Origin of the sequence: Nocardioides abyssi (assembly GCF_030412915.1) — a bacterium.
In the GTDB taxonomy this organism is placed as follows: Bacteria; Actinomycetota; Actinomycetes; order Propionibacteriales; family Nocardioidaceae; genus Nocardioides; species Nocardioides abyssi.
The window spans coordinates 1-22,267 of sequence record NZ_JAUHJR010000012.1 but is presented as its reverse complement, the minus strand read 5'-3'; the positions used below and the strand labels follow the sequence as shown (position 1 = coordinate 22,267).

Sequence of the window (22,267 nt, the reverse complement as noted above, 5' to 3'; positions counted from 1 at the left end):
GGAGGTGGGCGGGCCGCCATCCTCCCGCACCGTGGCTGAAGCCCCGCTGAACGACGCCGCCGGTCAGCGGCTGCCGGTGATCTCCCCGTAGGAGATGCCGCCGTGGGGGTAGGTCGGCACGACCGGCCAGAACCGCTTCCACGGCACCAGCTCGGTCGACGGGAGGATCTGCAACCACCGCGGGTCGTCGGTGCACGGGTCCGCGAGCGTCTTCTCCTTGACCATCGAGTCGTACTGGTCGAGGGAGTCCTCGAGGGTGTTGGCGTTGGGGCAGATCTCGCGGCCGAAGACCTCGGAGTAGCGGCGCACGCCGGGGATGCGCGAGAGCTCGGGCTGCCAGTTGTCGGCGGAGATGCCGTTCTCCGAGGAGACCCAGACCCCGTCGGGGGTGTTCAGCACCAGCGAGTGGTTGCCGTCGGTGTGGCCGGGGGTCCACAGCAGGGCGATGCCCGGGCCGAGCTCGACGTCGCCGTCGAAGGTCACCAGCTTGGCCGGGTCGACGCCGCCGAGCCCGCCGTCGACGTACCACGCCCACTGCATCGGGTGCAGCGACTGGAGCGTCGCCAGCTCGCGGCTGTGCACGAGCATCCGGGCGTCGCCGAAGAGCGGGGCGCGCGGCTCGGTCTCGCCCTCGATGACCTCGCTGGACCCCAGGATCATCCGCGGGTCCTGCACGTGCAGGTGGTCGAAGGTGCAGTAGTCGACGTCGTCCGGCGCGAGCCCGAGCTGCTCGAGGACGTCGCCGGGCTCGTTGTAGTACCGCACCATCGGCTTCTCGAGGAACCGCCCGCCGGGCACGGCGTCGAGCAGCCGCTGCAGGTTGCGGTAGAAGGGCGCCTGCGCGGAGCCGGCCGGCACCGTCGGCTCGAAGACAAGCGTGCGCGCGACGCCGTCCCAGTCGTCGTACTGCACGACGATCATCCTGTTGATCATCGAGACCAGCGGCAGGGTCGGCACGGAGACGGCGTCGTGGAAGGCGTACTTCACCGGGTACGGCGCGGCCGCGATGTCGACCGAGCGGACCGCCCGGACCTGGCCCTGGGCCTTGAACCGCTCCTTGTACGCCGCCGCGCCCTCGCGCACCGCACGCAGCCGCTCCCCGCGCGGCCAGACGTCGTGGACGCCCGCGAGCTCGGGGATCGGCCGCAGGCCGGCGTCGGTGAGGCTCGACGGCGGGGTGGCCGTGCTCGTCATGGGGTCTCCTCTGCTGGTGTGCCGTGATCCTGACGGCTCCCACCGACACCGCGCCACCACCCGCCCACGGGCCGGGCCCCCGCACGGTGGACCGGCACGGTCCCGGGCCGGTCCCGGGCCGGTGGATCAGCGCGGGTCGGTGGCCCGGCGGCGCACCGGACGGCGGATGATCGACCCGGGCTTGGAGGCCAGCAGCGGGTCGAAGTCGTCGGTGACCGGCGTCAGCCGGCTCTCGTTGACGAGCACCGCGCCGTCGCGGACCTCCTGCACCAGGTCGCGGCCCAGGACGGCGCCGGCGGTGCCCATGCCGCCCCAGATCGTGGCGTTGATGCCGAACATGTGCTCGGTGCTGCCGCCCGCGAGGAACAGCCCGGGCAGGTGCGTGCGCACCCGCGGCCGGAACGGGCCGAGGTTGCGCAGCAGCGGCGCGATGCCGTAGCAGGAGCCGCCGGTGGTCAGCGTGAACCGCTCCTGGGTGACCGGCGTCGAGGCCTCGCAGAAGACCATCCGCTCCCGCAGGTCGGGGATCATCAGCTCGGCGGTGTCGAGCACGCGCTGGGTGAGCTCCTCCTTGCGGCGCAGGTACGCCTCGTCGCGTCCGTAGCCGGCGCCCTCGGTCGGGTCCTCGGAGACGTTCCAGAACGCGTGGTCCGCCGGCGCCCAGCTGACCAGCTCCAGCGTCGAGTAGCCCGGGGGCGCCGAGTGCGTGCCTTGCGGGTCCTTCGCGGTCGGGCAGCTGATGCCGACCGGCATCTGCTCGGGGCAGCGGCCCGCGGCGACCTCGCGGTAGTAGCCGTCGACGTCGTTGGTGGGCCACACCCACGCCAGCGGCGGGGTGCCGCGCTCGCGCAGGTCGACGTCGAGCGCGACGTACACCGCGAACATCGGCAGCGTCATCTCGAGCCCGCGCAGGCGCCGCCGCAGCCGCCGGGTGAGGTGCTCGTCGCCGACGAGCTCGGTCCACGTCTTGGCGTAGTCCGCGGCCGAGACCACGACGTCGGCGCGGACCTCCTCCCCGCCCCGGAGCCGTACGCCGACGGCGCGGCCGTCCTCGACCAGGATCCGCTCGACGCGGGCCTTGGTGCGGACCCGTCCGCCGTGGGTCTGGACCACGTCGGTGAGGTGGGCGCCGATGACCTGCCCGCCGCCGCGGGGGTAGTAGGCGCCGGCCTGGAGGTAGTGGTGCAGGAAGCCGGCGTGCATCGCCGTCGGTGTGCGGTGCGGCGGCCAGGTGTAGTCGCCGTTCTCGGCCAGGACCACCGCCTGCGCGTCGGCGCTCAACCCGCAGGCGTCCATCAGCGTGGTGATCGGGCGGATGCCCCAGCGCAGCAGGGCCAGGGGGCGGCGGCGCGGCCGCTCGCCGGCCGCGATCGTGCGCATGATGCCGACGCAGCGGCGCAGGCCGGCCTCCTCGTCGGGGAACGCCGCGACCAGCCGATCGAGGTAGGTGTCCCAGCCGGTCGGCGTCTCGAACGTCGTGCCCGGCACCATGATCCGGCAGTGGCCCTCGGGGCGCTGGCGCAGCCACGTGATGCGCTCGGTGAGCGCGAGGCCGGACAGGGCGGTCTGCATCCGACCGCCGGGCCCGCACTCGCCGACGTAGTGGGTGCCGACGTCGAACTCGAACTTGTTGCCGGCCCGCCGGAAGACCTGCGTGCTCCCGCCGACGACCTGGTTGGCCTCGAGCACGAGCACCCGCTTGCCGGCGGCCGCGAGGTACGCCGCGCAGGTCAGCCCGCCCGGCCCGGCGCCGACGACCACGACGTCCCAGGTCTCCGGCCCGTCGGCGAGATCGTCGGTGGGGTGGGGTGCCGCCGTCTGCGTCATGGGTGCCGTTCTCGTCGAGAAGTGATCTGGAGCCGGACTCTAGTTCACGTCGGACGGCGCCACCAGCAGTCCCTCGAGCAGCACGAGGCCCGCCTCGACGACGGCCGCCTCGACCCGCTCGGGCGCGAGCGTGAGGGCGTCGCGGCGCAGCGCGAGCGCGGCGACGCCGTTCCAGGCGCCGAAGAGGAACCACGACATCGCCTCCGGGTCGACCGGGAGGATCGCGCCGGACTCGACGGCGTCGCGGATGCTCTGCTCGAACTCCCCGCGCAGCACGCTGAACCGCGCGACGACCTCGTCCTCGACCGCCGACCGGGGGCCCCGCTCCCCCGTGACCGCGAGGTACTTCGCGACCGCGGGGTGGTCGAGCAGCAGCCGCAGGTAGGCCGCGCCCACGCCCGCGAAGCGTTCCAGCGGCGTCGTCTCCGCGGCGTACGCCGCCCGCAGGGCGTCCGTCGCCAGGCCCAGCACCCGCTCGGTCACGGCCGCGAGCAGGCCGTCCTTGGTGCCGAAGTGGACGTAGACCGACGCCGCGGAGATCCCGGCCCGGGCGGCGACGTCCTCGATCCGGATCTCCTCCGGCGCGCGCTGGGAGATCAGCTCCTCGGCCGCGTCGAGCAGCTGCGTGCGCGTCCGCTCCCGCCGGCGCGACCCGCGTGCGGCGGCGCCGGTCGGGTCGGCCGGGTCGGTCACGTCAGGCCGGTCCGGCCGACCCGGGCGGGTCTCCCGGCACCGTGTCGAGGGTGTGGTGCGCGTCGTCGGGGGTGACCGTCTGCGAGATCGACAGCGGGCTGCCGTGGTCGACCTCGGCCGTCGCGTCCTCCCGTCCCTGCGCGATGAGCAGGGCCACGACGGCGACCAGGATGACTGCGGCGATGACGGCCAGCGCGATCTTGACCGACGACCAGGGCCGCTCGCCGGTCACCTTGCCGGTGTTGGCGTTGACCATCACCTGCCACTGCTTGCCGCCGTGGGCGTAGCTGGCCAGCCATAGCGGCAGCAGCACGAGCTTGAACATCACCTGGGCGTAGGAGGTGTCCACACTCGAGATGCGCTGCTCGTCGCCGCCGATGTCGCTCCGCACGTCGCCCTCGATGACCTCCGCCATCCGCGCGCGGGCGGTCTGCGAGCCGTCCTGCGGGTCGACGTCGTAGCGCAGCGCGGAGTAGCCGCTGAGGAACTCCGGCTGGTACGCCGTCGCGGTCTCCAGCCTCCAGGGCCCCATCTCGTCGAGGCGGTCGGTCGCCAGCCGGGCCGTGGCCGGCACGAGCACGTCGTCGAAGTCGCGGGCGACCCGTCCCGAGGCGTTCGACCAGCGGGTGTGCCGCTCCTGGTAGGTCTCGGTCCTGGTGCCGCCGTTGCCGTCGGAGACGGTCCGGGTGCGCGTCACGTAGTAATGGTCGCCGCGCTTGCCGGTGTAGTGGCTGGCGGTGCGCGCGTCGAAGGTCCAGTGCGGCACGTAGGTGCCCTTGAGCGAGTGCGCTCCCCCGACCTTCTTCAGCGAGCTCGGCGCGAACCACCGCGAGCTGACCCACTTCTTGAACTCCGCCTGCGCCCCGGCCTGGGCGATCGTGAACGGCACGACCGCCTCGGGCGCGATGAGCCCCTCCGGCGTGGACAGCACCACGAGGTGGCCGGTGCAGAACTGGCAGGTCTCGGCGAGGTCGGTGGTCTCCATCTGCGCGCCGCAGCCCTCGCAGCGCAGCACCTGCCCGCCGAGCGAGGCGACCCGCACGTGGGCGTTGGCGGCGAGCCACTCGTCGAAGGAGTGCTCGTCGACCGTGGTGTCCTCACCGGTCTCGATCTCCCGCGAGGCCCCGCACGCGCCGCAGGTCAGCACGGTGGTGCCGGGCGTGTAGGACAGCTGCGACCCGCACGAGGGGCAGGAGGAGAAGTGCACCTCGGCCGGCTCCACGGACGCCGGGCCCGCCGCGGAGTCTGCTGCGGGGCCCGCTGCGGGGTCGGGCTGTCCCGCCGGCCGCGCCTCCGGTGCGATGGCGGGCTCGGCGGGCGCGAGGTCGGGCCCGATCCCCTGCGGCGGGGGCGGCTCGGTCGTGGGGCCGGACTGCGGGAGCGGTGGCGGGGTGCTCGTCATCGCCGGTGCGCGATCAGGCCTGCGGCGGGAGCGGCGGCGGGGTCGCGGCGAAGAGCTGGGCGAGGTCGCCGACCTCGCCGGCGGGCTGCCACGCGGCCATGCCGTCGCGCCAGACCAGCGAGTCGGGGCCGAGCTGGCCCGCGGCGACCTTGGCGGGCAGGGCTCCCAGCGCGAACGGGCCGGCCTGCTGGCCGTCGACGGCGACGTACCACTGCCCGCCCGGCAGCGGCGGCGGCCCTGCGCTCGCGGCTGCGGCGGGCGCCTGGCCGGCTCCGGCGACCGCACCGGCCGCGGCCTGGCCGAGCCCCATGCCGACGACCATGCCGGCGCCCGACCCGGCGGCGCCGGGGTTGTTGGCGGCGGCCTCCAGCGCGGTCGCGGCCTGGAACTGGGTGTAGGCCCCGAGGTCGCCGACGATGCCCATCTGGCTGCGCTTGTCGAGCGCCTTCTCGACCTCGGGCGGGACAGAGATGTTCTCGATGACGAACCGCGGCAGCGCGATGCCGTACTCCGCCAGGCTCGCCGACAGCGTGCCGACCAGGGTCTTGGAGATCGCCGCCTGGTTGGCGGCGAGGTCGAGCATGGGGATGCCGGCGCCGGCGAGCGCGGTGGTGACCGCCTCGACGATGACCTGCCGCAGGAACTCCGAGACCTCCGAGGTCACGAAGTCCGGGTCGGTCCCGACCAGCTGCCGCAGCAGGGTCCCCGGGTCGGTGACGCGCAGCGCGTAGGTGCCGAAGGCCCGCAGCCGGACGATGCCGAACTCCGCGTCGCGGACGGTGAAGGGGTTCTGCGTGCCCCACTTCATGTCGGTGTACTGCCGGGTGCCGACGAAGTAGACCTCGGCCTTGAACGGCGAGTTGAAGCCGTACTTCCAGCCCTTGAGCGTGCTCAGGATCGGGATGTTCTCGGTGGTCAGCTCGTAGGTGCCGGGCGTGAAGACGTCCGCGATCTGGCCCTCGTCGACGAAGACCGCCGTCTGCCCCTCGCGCACGACGAGCTGGGCGCCCATCTTGATCTCGTTCCCCTGCCGCGGGAAGCGCCACACGATGGTGTCGCGGGAGTCGTCGAGGAACTCGACGATGTCGATGAACTGTCCGCGGACCTTGTCCATGAAGCCCATGAGGTCGAGCGCCCTTCGTCGTCGGCCCCGCGGCGGTCGAGGGGTCCGGAGGTCGTACGCCGCCGGCCGGCGTGTGCGTCGCCGGGGATGCTACGGGTCACAGGCCCCGCCCGCTCGGGACGCGCGGAGGCCTGTGGACGGCGGACGCCCCCGGTGGCAGGTCGGCGGCCTCACCGTGCCGGGTCCACGATCAGCGCCTGCGGCGCGGCGGCCTTCATCCGGGTGTTGAGCCAGGACAGCTGGCGCGACGTCTCCGCGTTGGCCGAGGTGGCGATCTCGAGGAGCTCGCGGTCCCGGAGGCCCTGGGCGCCCTGGGCGACGACCGTCCACGTCGTCTGCACGAGGGTGGCCAGCACGTGCAGGTCCTGCAGGTCGCGCAGGAGCCCCACCTGGCCCGCGCGGACCTCGGCGAGGCCGTCGGCGTGCAGGCGCTCGGGCTCGGTGACGCTGTCGTCCTCGCCGTACCGCTCGACCACCGGCCGCAGACGCTCGCGGTGGGCGTCGCTCCAGCCGGCGAGCAGGTGGCAGGTGTGGAAGACGTCGGCCTCCGCGGCGTGCCCCTCGGCGACGGCGCGGAGGGAGTCGGCCAGGGTCTTCTCGCTGTGGTCGGCGAGCCCGACGTAGGTGCTCAGGTGCGGCATCTCAGGACCTCCCGGCGATCGTCCGCGTCGGCGCGGGGTGCGAGGTGCCGGCGGCGGGGTCGTTGGGGTACGTCGGCGTCTCGGGCAGCACCTCCGAGGTCGTCGGCCCACCCCCGGCGGTGGGCGGGACGGCCCGTCTGCGGGCGGGCGGGGGCGCGGACGCGGCGGTCGTGGGCGCCGGCGCGGGGCCGTCGCCCGCGCGGACGCGGGTGACGCGGCAGGCGGCGGTCTTGAAGTAGGGCTGCTTGGAGACGGGGTCCCACACGGTCATGGTGAGCTCGTTGGCCTGCCGGTGCTGCTGGTCGGGCGCGAGCCCGTCGAGGTCCCAGGACCCGTAGTGGAACGGGGCGAAGACCGCGCCGGGCATCACCTGGCCGATGCGCGCCTGCACCTCGATCGTGCCGCGCGGGGACTCGACGCGGACCACGTCGCCCTCGCTGATCCCGAGCGCGTCCGCGTCGGTGGTCGACAGCTCCACCCAGGCGTCGGGCGCCGCCTCGTGCAGCGAGCGGGCCCGGCCGGTCTTGGTGCGGGTGTGGAACTGGTAGACCGTGCGGCCGGTCGTGAAGAGCAGCGGGAAGTCGTCGCTGGGCTCCTCGTGGGGCGGGGTGTACGCCGCGCCCTTGAGGAAGGCGCGGCCGTTCGGCGCCATGGCGCGGTGCTCCTGCTCGGTGACGGCAGCCCCGGTGACCAGGTCGTGGCCGTAGGTCTCGCACCGGTCGGTGTCGGTGGGGAAGACCGGGTCGGTGTAGAGCCGATCGGTGCCCTCGGGGGCCTCCTCGTCGACCGGCCACGGGATCCCGGTGGGGCCGCGGAGCTTGTCGTAGGACAGCCCGGTGTAGTCCACGGGTCGGCCCGCGGAGGCGGCGCGCCAGGCGTCGAAGGCCTCCTCGGGGCTGTTCCACGAGGGCAGGGGGTCCCCTGCCCGGTCCACGAACCCCATGGCGCGGGCGTACATGAGGAAGATGTCGAGGTCGCTCCTGGCCTCCCCCGGCGGCTCGACGGCCTTCTCCGAAAGGTGGACGGTGCGGTTGACGTTGGTGAACGTGCCGGTCTTCTCCCCCCACCCGGCTGCCGGGAGGACGACGTCGGCGAGCTGGGCGGTCTCGGTGAGGAACAGGTCCTGGACCACCACGAAGCACCGGTCGCTCCCGAGGATGCGCCGGATGCGCGCCGACTCAGGCATGGAGACCGCGGGGTTGGTCGCGGAGATCCACAGCAGCTCGATCGAGCCCTGCTCGGCGTAGCCGAAGATCTGCATCGCGTTCGTCGGTGGCGCCCAGTGCGGGATCGTCAGGGGGTCGACGTTCCACAGGTCGGCGAGCTCCTGCACGTGCCGGGGGTTGTTCCAGTTGCGGAAGCCCGGGAGGTCGCCGTCGGCGCCGCACTCCCGGTTGTTCTGCGCGGTGGGCTGGCCGTTCATCTGCAGGATCCCGCTGCCGGGCCGACCGATCAGGCCGCGGAGCAGGTGCAGGTTGTGCACCGCGACCGCGGAGGCGGTGGCCTGGTGGGACTGGTAGAAGCCCTGGAGCACGGTGGACAGGACGTTGTCGCTGGTCCCGAAGATCTCGGCCGCGCGGCGCAGGTCGCCCGCGTCGACGCCGCAGGTGGCGGCCACCTCCTCCGGGGTGTACGGCTCGACGACCGCACGCAGGTCGTCCACGCCGATCGTGTGGGCGGCCACCCAGGCCTCGTCGATCCACCCGCGCTCGAACAGCTCCCGGGTCAGCCCGTTCATCAGGGCGAGGTTGGTGCCGACGCGCGGCGCGAGGTGCACGCCGCCCGTGCGCTCGGCCTCCTCCGCGACCGGCGTACGACGCGGGTCCACGCACACGACCACCGGCGGGTCCTCGGCACGGGTGCGGTCCAGGATCCGCGCCCAGAGCACGGTCTGGGTCTCGGCCATGTTGTGGCCGTAGAGGAAGATCGCGTCGCAGTGCTCGATGTCGGTGTAGGACCCCGGCTGGCCGTCGGCACCGAAGGACTCCTTGAACGCCGCGGCGCTGGTGGCGGTGCACAGCCGGGTGTTGCCGTCCATGTGCGGCGTGCCGAGGCCGGCCTTCCCGATCACGGCGAGGGTGTAGTACTCCTCCAGGAACAACTGCCCGCTGGTGTAGAAGCCGTGGGTGAGCGGGCCGTTCTCCTCCAGCAGCCGCCTCGACTCCTGCACGACCCGGCCCATGGCCGTCTCCCAGTCGGTCTCCACCAACCGACCGCCCTCGCGGACCATCGGCCTCCTCAGCCGGTCCGGCGAGGACGCCCAGGGGGTGCTGCCGTAGAGCCCCTTCGGGCCGAGGCGGCCGTGGTTGACGACGTCGGTGGCCCGGCCGCGGACGCCGACCATGCGGCCGTCCTTGACCGCGATGTCGCAGCCGCAGCCGTTGCTGCACAGCACGCACGCGGACGGCACCCACGCCTCGACGTCCTCCTCGCGGACGCCCTCGTCGAGGTGCAGGTCGACCCGCGCCGGCCAGACCGTGCCCTTCGCGTGCGGGGTGCGCTCGCCCCAGATGTCGGCGATGCGGTCGGTCATCTCGTCTCCTCAGGTGCAGGATCGGATCGGCTCCGAGGTGCGGGTGGCCCGGATGGTCCAGCTCGGCGCCGCTCCCGGACCGGTGCCCACCGTCCGCGTCTCCGCAACCCGCGGACGCTGTCGGCGCGTGGATGACCCGGGCTCGTTGACAGGGTGCCGGCCGGAGCGGACCGTGGGCAGGCATGGAGGTCGTCGTCCTCGGCGCCGGTCCGGCCGGGCTGCTGACCGGTGCGGCGCTCGCGGAGCGCGGGCACGTGGTCACCGCGGTGGACCGCGACCCGGGCCCGGCTGCGGACGGCACCTGGCGGCGTCGGGGCGTCATGCAGTTCGAGCACGCCCACGGCTTCCGGCCGCAGGTGGCCGACGTCCTGGCGCGTCGATGGCCGGCGGCGTCCGCCGCGTGGACGGACGCCGGCGCCGAGCCGATGGTGGTCGAGGTCCCGGGAGGAGGCACCGTCACCATCGGCAGCCGGTCCCGTCGCTCGGTCCTGGAGCGCGCGCTGCGCAGCGCCGCGGCGGACGCGCCCGGGCTGGGCCTGCGCCTCGGGCACGTCGACCGGATGCTCGTCGAGGACGGGCACGTCACCGGCGCGGTGGTGGACGGGGCGCCGCTGACGGCGGACCTGGTCGTCGACGCCTCCGGCCGCTCGAGCCGGATCGACAGGACGACCGATCCCGAGCTGGAGGGCCTCTGCGGCCTGGCCTACGTCGACCGCACCTACCAGCTGCTCCCCGGGGCCGAGCCGGGTCCGATGAGCAACCCGCTCGGCGCCTTCAGCGGGTACGACGGCTACCAGGTCCTGCTGTTCCTGCACGAGGCCGGGCACTTCTCGGTGCTCTTCGTCTGCCCGACCGCCGACGACGCGCTCAAGCCGCTCCGGCTCGACGCCGTCTTCGACGCAGCCTGTCGCGCCGTCCCCGCGCTCGCTGCCTGGACCGACCCGGAGCGGGCGCGACCGACCGGCCCGGTGATGGTGGGCGGCGCCCTGCGCAACGTCTACCGGTCCCAGCGCCCGCTCGCCGGGCTCGTCTCGGTGGGCGACGCCGTGGCCACCACGACACCCACCCGCGGCCGCGGCATCGCGATGGCGTTCACCCAGGTCGACACCCTCCTGCGCCTGCTGGACGAAGGCGCCGACCCGACGCCGCTCGCCGAACCGTTCGGCGCGTGGTGCGACGAGCAGGTCCGCCCCTGGGTCGAGGACCACATCGCCATCGACACCGATGCCGTGGCGCGCTGGCAGGGCGCCGAGCTCGACCTGGCCCGCCCGCTGACCACGGAGCGGATCTGCGAGGCGGCCCAGGTGGAGCCCCGGATCAACGAGCACGCCGGGCCGTACTTCGCCATGACCGCGCTCCCCAGCTGCCCCGCGCCGGCCGAGCCCCTGGCCCGGGCGGTCTACGAGACCGGCTGGCGGGCGCCGTACGCCGACGGCCCCGGCCGGGATGAGCTCGTCGCCGTGATCGAGGAGACCCGGGCGCACCTCGCCTGAGGGGCCAGCCGCGATCCGGACATGCGAAAGGCCCCCACAGTCAGACTGTGGGGGCCTTCCGTCTTTTGTAGCGGGGGCAGGATTTGAACCTGCGACCTCTGGAATCGCACAGGCCGATTCCGAGTGCTACCGAACGTTGCGGGAACCAGCCGAATCGCTTGTGTTGACGCGGTGTTCGCTGTCTCGAACGATTCCGATCGTACCCGATCCGTACCGGCTCAGGCCGACGGATTCCGGAGGCTAAACGGAGGGCGATCGAGTCTCCACGTCTCCGCGCGGGCGCGTCACTTCGGCGGCCAGTGTCGGGTGGGCGGCGAGTCTCGCCTGCGAGCGCGGCCTGATCACATGGGCGGTTTGATCACCGATCCGTCGTTACTGCTCGGCCCAGTTGATCGGGCGCCGTCCGAGGCCGAGGAGCAGGTAGTTGGCCTTAGCGAATGTCTTCGCGGAGCGGAAGTCCGGTTGCTCCTTCCTGGCGGCGGGGTGCGGGGCCTCAACGAGACCGTGGCGGCCGAAGTCGATGACGTCCCAGCGCTTGATCTCCTGCGCCTTGGCCCCCCAGAGGATGAAGACGACCGGCTTCGGGTGGGAGTTGAGTACCTTCAAGACCGCCTTGGTAAAGGGCCGCCAGCGCCGGAGGTGTTCACCCGCCTGCCCTTTCGGGACGGTGAGGGCGAGGTTCAGCAGCAGCACGCCCTGCTTGGCCCAACCGGTCAGGTCGCCGTGCTCGGGTGGTTTGTAGCCGTCTCGTGCCATCGCATGGTGGATGTTTCTCAGCGAGGTAGGCAGTTTGGTGCCCACCGGCACCGAGAAGGCCAATCCCATGGCCTCACCCGGGTTGGGGTAGGGGTCTTGCCCGATGAGCACGACTTCGACCCTCTCGTAGGGCGTCAAGTGGAACGCGGCGAACATGTCATGCGGTGGGGGATAGACCTCCCCCTGGCGGCGTCCATCGCGGATGAACTGTCGGAGATCCCGGTAGTAGTCCTTGGCCCACTCGTCGTCGAGAACGCCCGGCCAGGGCTGTTGGGACGCGGCCAGCGCCGCCAATCCCTCCGCCTCCTCGGGATCGAGGTCGGCGAGAAGCGCGATGGCCTCGTGGTCGGTGTTGCTCACGCCATGGGCTCCAATGGGTACGTGGAAGGTGATCGAAACTGCGGGGACGGAGGTCAGCGGCAACTGACTCGCCCAGAACTGCGCCTAGGCTCCAGTCAAGCCAGCCCGGATAGCTGCGGTCGCACGCACGTCGTCTTCGTTGTAGTCAAGGATTCGCTGCCTCGCCGCCACGTGCTCCTCGGATGAACGGTCGCGGGCTTGCTGGAGCCAAACCTGCGACTGCAACCCGCCGGGCTGTTCGTCGCGCCAGTCGAAGCCGAACGCCGGGGCCACTTTCTTGATCCCCAGCCCTTGCAGGCCGAAGTAGTGCTCGCGAATGATTGCCAGGAGGTCCACGAAACGAGCGGTGAGATCTTGGACAGCGTGATCGCCGATGAGCCGCTTGAGATGGGCCGGCTCGGGATGGGAGTAGTGGTAGATCAGCACGCTCTCTCCTCGTGCGTCGGCGGTGGTCACAAGGTCTCGAAGCCAGGTCACGAACGACTCGGCCAGCGCGATCTCCGACTCATCGTCGAGTTGCCTCCAGTCGACGGTTGGCTTGTACATCGGAGCCTCGCCGACTCTGTTGACCAGCGCCCCCCACAGGTACACGCGGCTCTCAACGTCCCACTCGATGTCGAAGTCGATCTCGATGTCGGCGCGCGGGACATCAATGGAGCCCGTCGTCTCCCGCTCAAGCTGCGCGCCTGACCGGATCATCGAGGCACGCCGAATAGCGTCTTCGAGTCGACCCACCGGATCTTTCACGTGTGTGACCTCGGGCAGGTAACGGGCGAGAAACTCGGCGTTGGCCACGTCCACCCGGGCGAGATCGTCGATGGTGCTCACGCCCAGTATCTGCAGGGCGTGCCACTCGCGGACGCTAAGACGTCCCGAGGTGATTTGTGCACTCGCTACGTCGGCGCCGGTGATGTCTCGGCAGTAGTCGTACCAGGGGCAGGAGTCGCACTCGTCCTTGAAGATCGGCTCGACCAGCGGCAGCGAGTCATGTGGACTGCCGGTGCGGGATGCCGCGACCTTCGCGACTTTGAGCCGGAAGCCTTGTTCGTGGTCGTAACGCTCCATCGCGGTCCGCTTCGCCGTGCCCTGAGAGCGCGAGTATGTCTGAAAGACCGGCGCGGCGAGGTCGAGCCACACGAGCACGACCCCGAGGGGGTCAAGGTCGGCGAAGTGGTCGGTGCCAATGATGAAGCCCGTGGCATCCACGCCGTCCGGCGCCCTTCCGCAGGCCTCCAGCATCCGCCAGTAGTGCGCGAGTTGCAGGTAGTCGTCGAGTCGGCCCGTGGTTTGGGGGGCGTATCCGGGATGCCCCTCAACATCGCCCGGCGTGCTCACACGGGAGAAGCGCAATGTCCCTTTGGCTCGCCTTGCCGTGGTGCGGTGCTGCTTGACGTCTCCCGGCACGTACGAAGTCAGGGCCTGGGGTGCGTCGTATCGAAGGAGAACGTCGGGCTTCCCGGTGCGGCCACCCTCGGTGTCGTCTGGCAGCCACCCGCCAAGGATGACCTCGACGCCCTGCTCCATCGCCGCGACTGTGGCGTCAATGCATGCCTGCTTGCCCCGGAGATTCGATAGGTCGATGCAACGCTTGCCGAGGCGCTGCTTGAGTTTGGCGAAGATATCGTCCTCGAAGGCGCGGCCGGAGTCGAACCGCATCTTCAACTCGGGCGGCAGGTCCCAAGGGACCGACTCGATGGTCGGGTCCCACTCGTTATGGACCCGGCGCGCGCACTGCTTTGCCGCGTAGCCGGTCAGCAGGACCACCGGATCATTTGTGCGGAGGGGGCGGGGCGCATCTCAGGGCCCGGCTGTGGAGGTTGAGTCACCGATGAGACCCCCGGGGTACTTGGTGTCCCACCACGGGTCGATTGGGTCGGGTCCGAGCCAGGTTTCGACCGAGGATCCCAATCGAGCAGTCGTCCTTCGTGGCGTTGCGAATCTTGAGGTCCATCAAGCGCCGTAGGCGCTTGGTGTACTTGGAAGTCTTGCTGAGATCTGCTGGGGCCGCCCCGACGGCAGCGATGAGCTTCGCGCAAGCTGCCGCCAACCTACCGGTCCGGGCATCGAACAGGCTCTCCGCCGTCCCGTCGCTCATCAAGATGAACCCGGCGACACCCTCCAGCGATCCGCGGAAAAGCCGCATCGACTCGGCGGCGCGGCTAGACGTGACAAAGGTTGTCTGGTTGGCGAACTCAGCGTTGTCCGGGGCCGAGATGACTTTCAGCTCACCGTTCTTGAGGTAGCCGACGACGCCGTCACCAACATGAGCACCAAGGAACCGCTCCCCCGAGACGGCCACGCACATGAACGTCGAGGCTAGTTCGCGAGATTCGACCCCGTGCTGGTTCGCAACCTGGTTGAACTTGGAGACAAGCTGTTCTAGCAGTTCCACCTTGATGCGCGCACCGTCGTCGCTCGCAGCGAAATCGGCGAATCGATTGACCAGCGTGGTGCATGCTTCATCAACCACGGCCTGGGCGCCGAACTGAGAGTGCGTCGCAGAGCCGGCGCCGTCGGCGAGGCAGAGGACTTGGACACCGCCACGAGAGAGGTACTTGGTCCGATCCTGGACCGGAGTGCCGTCCTGCAGGTGCCCGTGGCCCCTGACTTGGTAGTGGAACTCCTTGAACACTTACAGTTCCGCCCAGCCTTCGAGGCCTTCGAGGTCCAGCTTCACGGTGTCCCCTGGCGTCGACCGCGAGACCCGCGCGACCGACTTCGAGAGCCATTCGAAGAATTCCTTGAACTTGAGCCCGTCGAGGCGAAGTGGCGGCCGGTTGGGGCTGAAACGAGCCAGCGTGTTCATGTCGGCACGGCTGCCGATCCCGATCGGGAACACCGTGAGCTTCTTCGTCTCGACCAGATCAACGACCCGCTTCACTGCGATTTCGATGTTGTCGGTGGGGGCGCCGTCCGTCATGAGGACGAGCCACGGCTGGTAGTACAAGACTCCGCTGCCCGAGTAGGTGGCCTTGCGCTTCTCCAGCGTGTCGAGCGCGAGGTTCACGCCCGCGGCCATGGCGGTCAAGCCGTCGGCGGTCAGGGAGGAGATCCGCGGCAGACGCTCGATGCTGGCGAAGTCGTGGACAAGACCCGCCGAGGAGTTGAACTCCACGATGTTGATCTCGGCCGAGTCGTGGGCGTCGTCGTCTTCGTCGATCGCCTCGTAAAAGAGATTCACGCCTCGGACGAGCTCCGCGATCGGCGATCCGGCCATGGACGTGCTGGTGTCGAGACACAGCGAGACCGGGACACGCGGGGTGGGGTTGTCGACGAGGTCGTCAGCCCCGATGTTGAGCGTTGCCATTCGTTTGCTCCTGTTCTTGGAAGATGAGTTGGCTGAAGGCGGTTCAGCCGAACAGCCATGACCAGAACCCCTTCTTTTTCTTCTTCTGCTGCTGCTTCTGCGGCTTCTGCGACTTCTGCGTGGACTTCGTTGCTGGGTTGTTGCCAGTCGTCGACGACCGCTGGCTAGTCGATCGGCGCGGCTGGCTCGAGCGTGGGACACAGTCAGGTGGATATGCCCCACCTGGGCCGGCCTTGTGCGTGGTCGGCACAGGCTTTCCTTCCCGTTGATGCCATTCGACGTTCCCGTAGGTGATGAAGGGGTTGCGGCATCGGGTGCAAAGCTTCGACGGGTCGAGAGTGTTTGCGCGCTGGCGGCGAGCAGCTCGGAGGTTTGCGCCATAGGCGGCCTCGAATCTGTTGACGACGTCGGGCCCGACGCTCGAGGACGCTGTCTTGGCGTACTCACCGAGAGCCGAGAGCTTTTCCAGCGCTTGCTTGCTGGTAATGCCGTAGTGCTTCGCGAGGGCAGAGACTCGGGTTTTTCCGGTAGCGGTGGCGACCGGGCCTCGGGATGGCTCTGATGGGGGTCGTCGGGAGCGAGCCTGACCCGCGCCCGTCGCCGACGGCCCACGACACTTATTGCACTGCCTCGGGACGATGTACTCGGTCTCTCCCTCGGGCATGAAGCCTGCGATCGCGTGCTTGCGCCCACAGGTCGAGCAGTCCTCTATGGGGGTGTCCGGCTTGAACGCCTTGTTGCGGATAGGTCGAACGTCGTTCGACATCGGGTCGAAGTTGAGCCGCTTGTTCCCCAAGTAGGCCCGGTACGCCTTGAACGCTTCGAGCCATTCGGTGGCTGTCGGGCGTCTGTTGTAGCGCTTACCCTCCTTGTGAAAGGTGTCCCAGAAGAGGTTCTTGACCGGCTTGTGGATGTGACTCCAGATGTACTTCCAGTCGCCATCAGGCTGATCCCGATCGTTGTACTCCTTGCCGCGGATCGAGATCTGGAAGGCGAAGTTGCCCTCACGGATCAGCTGCACCATGTCGCCGTCGGTGCCCGTGCGCATGTACGGAAACTGCCCTGTCATCACGATCTGGAACAGCATCGTGGCGACCGCGAAGAGCTCGTCCTCCATGGTGCGCAGATCCTCCGCGTAGGTCTTCCCGAGCATTGCCGGAGATGTGTACATCGGAGTTCCGACCGGGCAGGGATACCCCTCAAGCTGCCACGAGTCCGCGTCGATGATGAAGACGTTCTTTCGGTCGTCGATCATCAGGTTCTTGGGGTTGATGTCGCCGAGGATGACGTTCATGGAGTGCAGGTACTCCACCTTCTTCAGAAACGAGATGCAGATGTCGACGAGGTCGGACTTCTTCCAGGTGGGGAAGTCCTTCTCGAGTTTGCGGATGTTGAAGATCGTGCGCGCTTCGCGACCACTCGCCGTGGGCATGACGTAACCGACGAACTCCCCTGCCGCATTGTGAACCGTCGCTGACGGGATGCACAGGCCTTTGGCCTGGAGCCCGCTGATGACAAGCAGTTCGACCTTGGCCTTGCGGTGCTGAGTGATGTGGTCCTTGTCGAAGATCTTGACGACCGTGTTGCCGCCACCCTCGTACACGGACCCTTCGCCTCCCCGACCGAGCAACGAGCCCAACACAAAAGTGCCGCACTTGCTCGCGGACTCCCACCTCACCTGATCGCCCTCAACAGGAAGCGATGAGACGGTGAGAGGTGTGTCGCGTGGCTTGATCGCGGCCGCCGAACTGAACGGCTTCGCCTTGGGCGAACCAACCGAAAGACCCTGCGGTGCAGTCAGTTTGGCGGCTGTACTACCGACCTTGTCGTCCGACTCCTGGACGCCGAACGCCTTCCGGAACTGCTGGAGCAGAGGTCCGAGTGCCGCGACCTCAGACTTGTCTCTCTGATTGCCGTTACCCTCCGCGACGTTGGATGCGTGCAGGTTGTATTTGCGCACTCCTCGGTTAATGAGCGACTGGTCGGACTCGATCTCGACGTCGCCATCCTTGGTGAGGACGCCGGTCAGGAGCCGCCTGTCAAGCTCGTGAGCAAGGAGGCGGATGCGCAGCTTGATGGTGATGTCACGCGTTAGGAGACACATCTCGTACGTCGACGCGAATCGCTCAAAGATCCGCAGGAACAAGTCGTCCGCGTACGGGTTGCTCTCGTCTCCGAGGTTCTTGCGGACCAGCCCGTGCTTGCTTGCATCCTCGAGGAATCGGAGGGATGCGCCGGCCTTCTTGATGGCCACCTTCGTACGTTCTTCAGCTTCCCGGGCGGGGTCGCGCCGACTCTGTTTGGTGAGTTCCCCAATGACCTTGGTCGGTACGACGATCGGGTTGCCGTTTTTCAGGATCGCGTCCTGGCCGCGCTCGAACAGCCGCTTCAACCCACCAGCCCGACGAGTGTCAGGGTCCATGAAGATGTTGGTGTCAATGAACAGTCGGCGGTTGGGCTGGAGGAACTCGACAGGGTCGAGCAACTGAATGTCGAGACTCACTGGTTGCCCCCGAACGTGATGTTGCTGCGGAACTGCTCCGCGGCCGCGACGCTCTCCTCATGCTCCAACTGGCGCTGGCGCTGGTACTCGACGAGCGCCCGCATAGGGATGCGCCGGTGGGTCCCAACCCGGACGTGCTCTACGGCGCCGGCGTCCACGAGCTTCATGAGGGTGGGTCGCGACATGCCGAGCATCTTCGCGGCCTCGGTGCTGGTGAACAGGTCCTTCACCGGTACGACTACGGCACCGGTCGAGTGTTCGGCTTCCAGGAGTTCGAGTACCTTCTCGGCACTCTTGCGGGTCAGGCTGAGCGTGACCGTCACCTCCTCGGGCGAGGCCTCCAATGCGTCGCGGAGAGCCTGGACGTCGTCCGGCAGGATCTCGGGCATCGCTTCCACTCCAACTGATGCAGGTGCAACCAACTGCAATAACTGTAACCATCTGAAGTGAGTGCGAGCAAGCGGTTTCGAGAACTTCTCCCGCCAGAGATTCAGAGACGGAGGTCCCTGCTGGACGTCGTAGTGAGTGCTCGGAGGGGCCGGATGTAGCGGTTGACGAGAACTCCGAGGTCCTTGTGCCGGGTCTTCGCAGCGATCCGATTCGGGGGTACCCCGGCGAGCGCGGCGGCGGTGGCGTGCCTGGCGCGCAGGGAAATGGGCGCTGATCCGGGTGCCATCGAGGCCGACGACCTCGGCGCGGGGCGCGGAGAGCATCCGGGCGGGAGGACCTCACTGACGACTGCATCGCGGAGCTGCGCCAAACCATCGGCCGCACAAACCGGACCTGACGAGGCTTCGCCAACAGCGGTCGCGGCGGGACACAACCGGACCTCGCAAGCCGACATGAGGCCCGGCGCCCAGGCCGAGACGTTAGTCTCCGATGCTTCAGGGGCATCGGCCGGCGATCGCGGCCAATGGCATGGCGGAGAGCCGCCCCCGCCTGATGAGGAGTGCGCGATGAACGAGCCGGGTGAGGACTCGTGGAACGAGCGCCTGCGTGGGCTGCTGCTCGGCCTGGCTCTGGGGGACAGTTATGAACGCGCGCGAGGGTCGTTCCGGCGGCGCGGAGTGATCGATGTCGGCGTTGCCACGCAGTTGGCCGCGTTCACCGCCGACGGGCTGGTGCGGGCGCTTGCGTCCTCGGGCGACCAGCTGGCGCCAGGTCAGGTGGCGCCAGCACTGTGGAACGCGCTCACTCGATGGGGCGCCCAGCAAGAGGTCATCCCGACGACCGATGCACAAGGCGCTCCCGTGGCGAATGGTTGGCTTAGCGAGGTTCCGGCCCTAAGCGAAAGGCGGGGATCGGCTCCAGCGACCGTCTCAGCGGTCAGAGGAGGCCGGCCGGGAACCCTCGAGCAGCCCGGGAGCAGCAGCGGCGGCACGCAGGTGGTGACGCGGTTGTTGCCCACGGCGGCGGTGCGCCATCTGCTGCCATACGAGGGCATCTACAGCGAGGCAGATGCGGAGTTCGCCAGCTACGCGGTGTTGACGCATGGGGAGGGGTCAGCGATCCATTCAGCAGTGGCGACCGCCAGCCTCGCCTCCTCTTGCCTGGCAGGTATGGACGTCCGCGAGGCAGTTGGCGCATCACCGTTTAACGAAATGGGCAGCCTATTCAGCGCGGCTCGAGACATCGCAGGCGGTCAGCCACGGGACCCGAGCGCGCTGCGTCAATGGATGCGAGACGACGCGACGTCAGCGATGACGGGCGGGATCTATACCGCGATCTCCTTTCCCGAACCCGACGATGTACAAGATGCGCTGGATTTCGCCTACCGGTTACCCGGGGGCAGAGGGTCGGCCACAGTCGCGGCTGCGCTCATCGGCGCCGTCCACGGAGTGCACGCCCTGCCGGTCGAAGCGGTGAGTCGTCTCGAACTCAGCTGGGTGCTTGACCAGCTCGCGCTCGACCTCGCCCAGCATGTCCGTGGACTTAGAGCTGTTTCCGAGCGCTACCCCATTCTCAACTGATCCTCGCCCACGGCTACACCTCGACACCACGCGATTCCGCGTGTGCCCGTCAAGCCGCCACCCGCGCTACCCGACCGTGGGGTCTGCTGCACGAACGGGTGACAGTCGGTTTAGGCCGCCTGGGTGGCGGCGGGCTTCATGATCAACTCGTACTCGACCGGGGTCAACCGCCCGAGAGCGGCCTGCCGACGGCGTCGGTGGTAGGTCCTCTCGATCCAGGTCACGATCGCGATCCGCAGCTCCTCGCGGGTGTTCCATGTTCGCCGGTCAAGGACGTTCTTCTGCAGCAGCGAGAAGAACGACTCCATCGCGGCGTTGTCGCCGGCCGCACCGATCCGGCCCATCGAGCCGACCATGTCGTGGCGGTTGAGCTGGTGGACCAGCTTCCTCGAGCGAAATTGCGACCCGCGGTCGGTGTGCAGCACGCAGCCGGCCACATCGATGCCTTCGGCGTTGCGACGCGCGACGGCGTTGTCGAGCGCAGCGACCGCGATCCTGGACTTCATTCGTGAATCGATCGAGTAGCCGACGATCCGGTTGGAGTAGACGTCCTTGATCGCGCAGAGGTAGAGCTTGCCTTCACGGGCTTGGATTCCAGCAGTCGTCGCAACGCCTACTGGAGGTGTTGATGATGGGTGGCCCGATCTACAGCGAAGAACAGCGTGAGCGCTTCTTCGAGATTCTGGATCGTGGAGGGACGGTCCGGGCCGCTGCGCGGTCGGCCGGGGTCAGTGAGCACGCCGCGTACCGGTGGGTCAGCGCCTCGGGGCTTTCGATGTTTCGTGCCACGCCTCGGAAGTACACCTCCGATGAGAAGGCTGACTTCTTCCACCGCCTGGCTGTGAACCCGAATGTGTCCGCCGTGGCGAAGGAGATGGGCATCCCCCGCGTGACTTGCTACGCGTGGGCGCACAAGGCCGGCATCTTCACCAGCGAGGCTCGCAAGACCAACCCGCGGCGCGAGGAGTTCCTGCGGCTGCGGGCCGAGGGACTCACGCGCGCAGAGGCCCGCAAACAGGTAGGAGCCGATGCCCGGTCGGCCACGGACTGGGACAAGGGCATCACGATCATCAATCGGGGGCGTGTCTACCCAGATGGCCGGATCGTGCGCTATTCCGAGCCGATCATGGGAGGCGTGCCCGAACGCAGAACCCGCGCCATCGGCGGCAGCGTCGACCTGAATAAGGTCGAGCAGATCTATCGACTCCCGCTACCTGGGCCTCCTCGAGCGCGAGCAACTTCAGGACTTACGTCGCGAAGGGCAGTCGATCAGGCAGATCGCGGCGGCGATGGGACGTTCCCCGTCCACCATCAGTCGCGAACTGCGACGCAACACCACCTCGCGCGGCTACATGCCTCACACAGCTCACCGGCTCTCGGTCGCACGCCGCGCCCGACCCCGGCAGGCCAAGCTGGTGGCCGACCCGACGCTGCGCGAATACGTGCAGGTGAGACTGAGGAAGAAGTGGTCGCCACAGCAGATCAGCAACCGGCTGATCAAGGACTTCCCGGCCGCACCGGAGATGCGCGTGTGTCCCGAGACGATCTACCAAGCCATCTACGTCCACGCCAAGGGCGAGCTGCGCCGCGAGCTCGGCTCCCAGCTGCGCCGCGGGCGCACCGCACGGCGTCCCCGCCGGCAGCCCGATGCCCGACGGCCCCGGTTCGTCGACCCGCTGACCCCCATCAGCCAGCGCCCCCTCGACGCGACCGATCGCAAGGTCCCCGGTCACTGGGAAGGAGACCTAGTCATTGGCGCCGCAGGCGGATCAGCCGTAGCGACTCTGGTCGAGCGCTCCAGCCGATACCTCCTGCTCGGCCACCTGGGCCGCGAACGCAGCGCCGAAGCCGTCCGCGACAGTCTCATCGCCACCGTCAGCGACATGCCCGCCGTAATGCGTAGATCCCTGACCTGGGACCAAGGAGCCGAGATGGCCGAGCACCGCGCCTTCAGCATCGCCACCGACTTCGAGGTCTATTTCGCTGACCCCGGAGCGCCATGGCAGCGCGGCACGAACGAAAACACCAACGGCCTACTTCGCCAGTACTTCCCACGCGGACTCGACCTGTCCAGCAAGACGATCGAAGATCTCCAGACCGTCGCGACTGAGCTCAACGATCGACCACGTAAGTCTCTCGACTGGGACACCCCGGCCGAGCGCTGGACTCAACTACTCTGTGCCACCTAGATCCCCACTGTTGCGACGACTGCTGGAATCCAAGTGGTGCGGTGCTGGGTGACGTCGGCGACGTAGAGCCGGTCGGGCGCATCGGGGGTGAAGTTGCGCTCCACCAGGTCCTGCGACGGCGTGGCCGCCTCGTCGCGGCGGGTGCAACCGCGCAACCGGCGCCGGTGCACGCCCTGCACGCCGGTGTGGCGCATCAGCCGCTCCACCCGCCCACGGCTGACCGCGATGCCCTTGCCCAACACCAGCTCGGCATGCACGCGGCGGTGGCCGTAGGTG

The 22,267-nt window shown here is 69.0% G+C and carries 17 protein-coding genes and 2 pseudogenes; 4 read left to right on the top strand and 15 right to left on the bottom strand.

From position 1 onward, the window contains the following. Window positions 1–63: 63 nt before the first annotated feature. From QWY29_RS18680 to QWY29_RS18650, 7 genes are all read right to left on the bottom strand, one after another. Window positions 64–1,194: an MBL fold metallo-hydrolase gene (locus QWY29_RS18680; protein WP_300962715.1), complete on the bottom strand. Its 1,131-nt coding sequence runs from the start codon at window positions 1,192–1,194 to the stop codon at window positions 64–66. Between the two features lie 126 nt (window positions 1,195–1,320). Further along, window positions 1,321–3,021 carry a phytoene desaturase family protein gene (locus QWY29_RS18675; protein WP_300962714.1) on the bottom strand — a complete coding sequence of 567 codons (1,701 nt, stop codon included), beginning with the start codon at window positions 3,019–3,021 and terminating at the stop codon, window positions 1,321–1,323. A 39-nt stretch (window positions 3,022–3,060) separates the two neighbouring features. After that, on the bottom strand, window positions 3,061–3,714 hold the full coding sequence (locus QWY29_RS18670; RefSeq protein ID WP_300962713.1) for a TetR/AcrR family transcriptional regulator: 654 nt from the start codon (window positions 3,712–3,714) through the stop codon (window positions 3,061–3,063). A 1-nt stretch (window position 3,715) separates the two neighbouring features. Continuing rightward, entirely contained in the window at window positions 3,716–5,116 is a 1,401-nt protein-coding gene (locus tag QWY29_RS18665; protein WP_300962712.1) for a hypothetical protein, read from the bottom strand. A 13-nt stretch (window positions 5,117–5,129) separates the two neighbouring features. Then, window positions 5,130–6,239: an SPFH domain-containing protein gene (locus QWY29_RS18660; protein ID WP_300962711.1), complete on the bottom strand. Its 1,110-nt coding sequence runs from the start codon at window positions 6,237–6,239 to the stop codon at window positions 5,130–5,132. A 170-nt stretch (window positions 6,240–6,409) separates the two neighbouring features. Continuing rightward, entirely contained in the window at window positions 6,410–6,880 is a 471-nt protein-coding gene (locus tag QWY29_RS18655) for a hypothetical protein (protein ID WP_300962710.1), read from the bottom strand. Between the two features lies 1 nt (window position 6,881). Further along, complete coding sequence (locus QWY29_RS18650; protein WP_300962709.1) at window positions 6,882–9,413, bottom strand: molybdopterin oxidoreductase family protein; 2,532 nt, start codon at window positions 9,411–9,413, stop codon at window positions 6,882–6,884. Between the two features lie 182 nt (window positions 9,414–9,595). Between QWY29_RS18650 and QWY29_RS18645 the strand changes: the two genes are divergently transcribed. After that, window positions 9,596–10,906 carry an FAD-dependent oxidoreductase gene (locus tag QWY29_RS18645; RefSeq protein WP_300962708.1) on the top strand — a complete coding sequence of 437 codons (1,311 nt, stop codon included), beginning with the start codon at window positions 9,596–9,598 and terminating at the stop codon, window positions 10,904–10,906. Window positions 10,907–11,278: 372 nt separating this feature from the next. On the opposite strand, the gene QWY29_RS18640 is transcribed toward QWY29_RS18645, so the two are convergent. The 6 genes from QWY29_RS18640 to QWY29_RS18615 form a co-directional block, all read right to left on the bottom strand. Further along, window positions 11,279–12,022, bottom strand: a complete 744-nt coding sequence (locus QWY29_RS18640; protein ID WP_300962707.1) for a uracil-DNA glycosylase — start codon at window positions 12,020–12,022, stop codon at window positions 11,279–11,281. Window positions 12,023–12,106: 84 nt separating this feature from the next. Further along, window positions 12,107–13,786, bottom strand: coding sequence for a TM0106 family RecB-like putative nuclease (locus QWY29_RS18635; protein WP_300962706.1), 1,680 nt, complete (start codon window positions 13,784–13,786; stop codon window positions 12,107–12,109). 58 nt (window positions 13,787–13,844) lie between these two features. Continuing rightward, the gene (locus QWY29_RS18630; RefSeq protein WP_300962705.1) at window positions 13,845–14,654 is read right to left on the bottom strand and encodes a PP2C family serine/threonine-protein phosphatase; all 810 of its coding nucleotides are present in this window, start codon (window positions 14,652–14,654) and stop codon (window positions 13,845–13,847) included. Further along, on the bottom strand, window positions 14,655–15,329 hold the full coding sequence (locus tag QWY29_RS18625; RefSeq protein WP_300962703.1) for a vWA domain-containing protein: 675 nt from the start codon (window positions 15,327–15,329) through the stop codon (window positions 14,655–14,657). A 43-nt stretch (window positions 15,330–15,372) separates the two neighbouring features. Then, window positions 15,373–17,832: a protein kinase domain-containing protein gene (locus QWY29_RS18620; protein ID WP_300962702.1), complete on the bottom strand. Its 2,460-nt coding sequence runs from the start codon at window positions 17,830–17,832 to the stop codon at window positions 15,373–15,375. Beyond that, the gene (locus tag QWY29_RS18615) at window positions 17,829–18,221 is read right to left on the bottom strand and encodes a helix-turn-helix domain-containing protein (RefSeq protein ID WP_300962701.1); all 393 of its coding nucleotides are present in this window, start codon (window positions 18,219–18,221) and stop codon (window positions 17,829–17,831) included. Before QWY29_RS18615 ends, QWY29_RS18620 begins: the two co-directional genes overlap by 4 nt. A 567-nt stretch (window positions 18,222–18,788) precedes the next feature. Here QWY29_RS18615 and QWY29_RS18610 point away from each other — a divergent pair. Continuing rightward, a complete protein-coding gene (locus tag QWY29_RS18610; protein WP_300962700.1) occupies window positions 18,789–19,802 on the top strand; it encodes an ADP-ribosylglycohydrolase family protein in 1,014 nt (337 codons plus the stop codon). A gap of 110 nt (window positions 19,803–19,912) precedes the next feature. Here QWY29_RS18610 and QWY29_RS18605 read toward each other — a convergent pair whose 3' ends face one another. Then, a complete protein-coding gene (locus tag QWY29_RS18605) occupies window positions 19,913–20,395 on the bottom strand; it encodes a DDE-type integrase/transposase/recombinase (RefSeq protein ID WP_300962773.1) in 483 nt (160 codons plus the stop codon). Between the two features lie 35 nt (window positions 20,396–20,430). Between QWY29_RS18605 and QWY29_RS21295 the strand changes: the two are divergent. Further along, a pseudogene (locus QWY29_RS21295) lies at window positions 20,431–20,514 on the top strand (hypothetical protein); the annotation flags it as partial. Window positions 20,515–20,778: 264 nt separating this feature from the next. Continuing rightward, window positions 20,779–21,991 (top strand): annotated as a pseudogene (locus QWY29_RS18600) (IS30 family transposase). Here the strand turns inward: QWY29_RS18600 and QWY29_RS18595 are convergent. Then, on the bottom strand, window positions 21,988–22,267 hold a 280-nt coding region (locus tag QWY29_RS18595; RefSeq protein WP_300962699.1), incomplete at its 5' end, for an IS3 family transposase. The pseudogene QWY29_RS18600 and the gene QWY29_RS18595 overlap by 4 nt on opposite strands.

What these genes read in the sequence shown, in the direction of transcription:
- QWY29_RS18655 (WP_300962710.1), bottom strand. Translation starts at nt 6,880, where the DNA reads ATGCCGCACCTGAGCACCTACGTCGGGCTCGCCGACCACAGCGAGAAG.
- QWY29_RS18625 (WP_300962703.1), bottom strand. Translation starts at nt 15,329, where the DNA reads ATGGCAACGCTCAACATCGGGGCTGACGACCTCGTCGACAACCCCACC.
- QWY29_RS18680 (WP_300962715.1), bottom strand. Translation starts at nt 1,194, where the DNA reads ATGACGAGCACGGCCACCCCGCCGTCGAGCCTCACCGACGCCGGCCTG.
- QWY29_RS18610 (WP_300962700.1), top strand. Translation starts at nt 18,789, where the DNA reads ATGAACGAGCCGGGTGAGGACTCGTGGAACGAGCGCCTGCGTGGGCTG.
- QWY29_RS18660 (WP_300962711.1), bottom strand. Translation starts at nt 6,239, where the DNA reads ATGGGCTTCATGGACAAGGTCCGCGGACAGTTCATCGACATCGTCGAG.
- QWY29_RS18645 (WP_300962708.1), top strand. Translation starts at nt 9,596, where the DNA reads ATGGAGGTCGTCGTCCTCGGCGCCGGTCCGGCCGGGCTGCTGACCGGT.
- QWY29_RS18615 (WP_300962701.1), bottom strand. Translation starts at nt 18,221, where the DNA reads ATGCCCGAGATCCTGCCGGACGACGTCCAGGCTCTCCGCGACGCATTG.
- QWY29_RS18665 (WP_300962712.1), bottom strand. Translation starts at nt 5,116, where the DNA reads ATGACGAGCACCCCGCCACCGCTCCCGCAGTCCGGCCCCACGACCGAG.
- QWY29_RS18650 (WP_300962709.1), bottom strand. Translation starts at nt 9,413, where the DNA reads ATGACCGACCGCATCGCCGACATCTGGGGCGAGCGCACCCCGCACGCG.
- QWY29_RS18675 (WP_300962714.1), bottom strand. Translation starts at nt 3,021, where the DNA reads ATGACGCAGACGGCGGCACCCCACCCCACCGACGATCTCGCCGACGGG.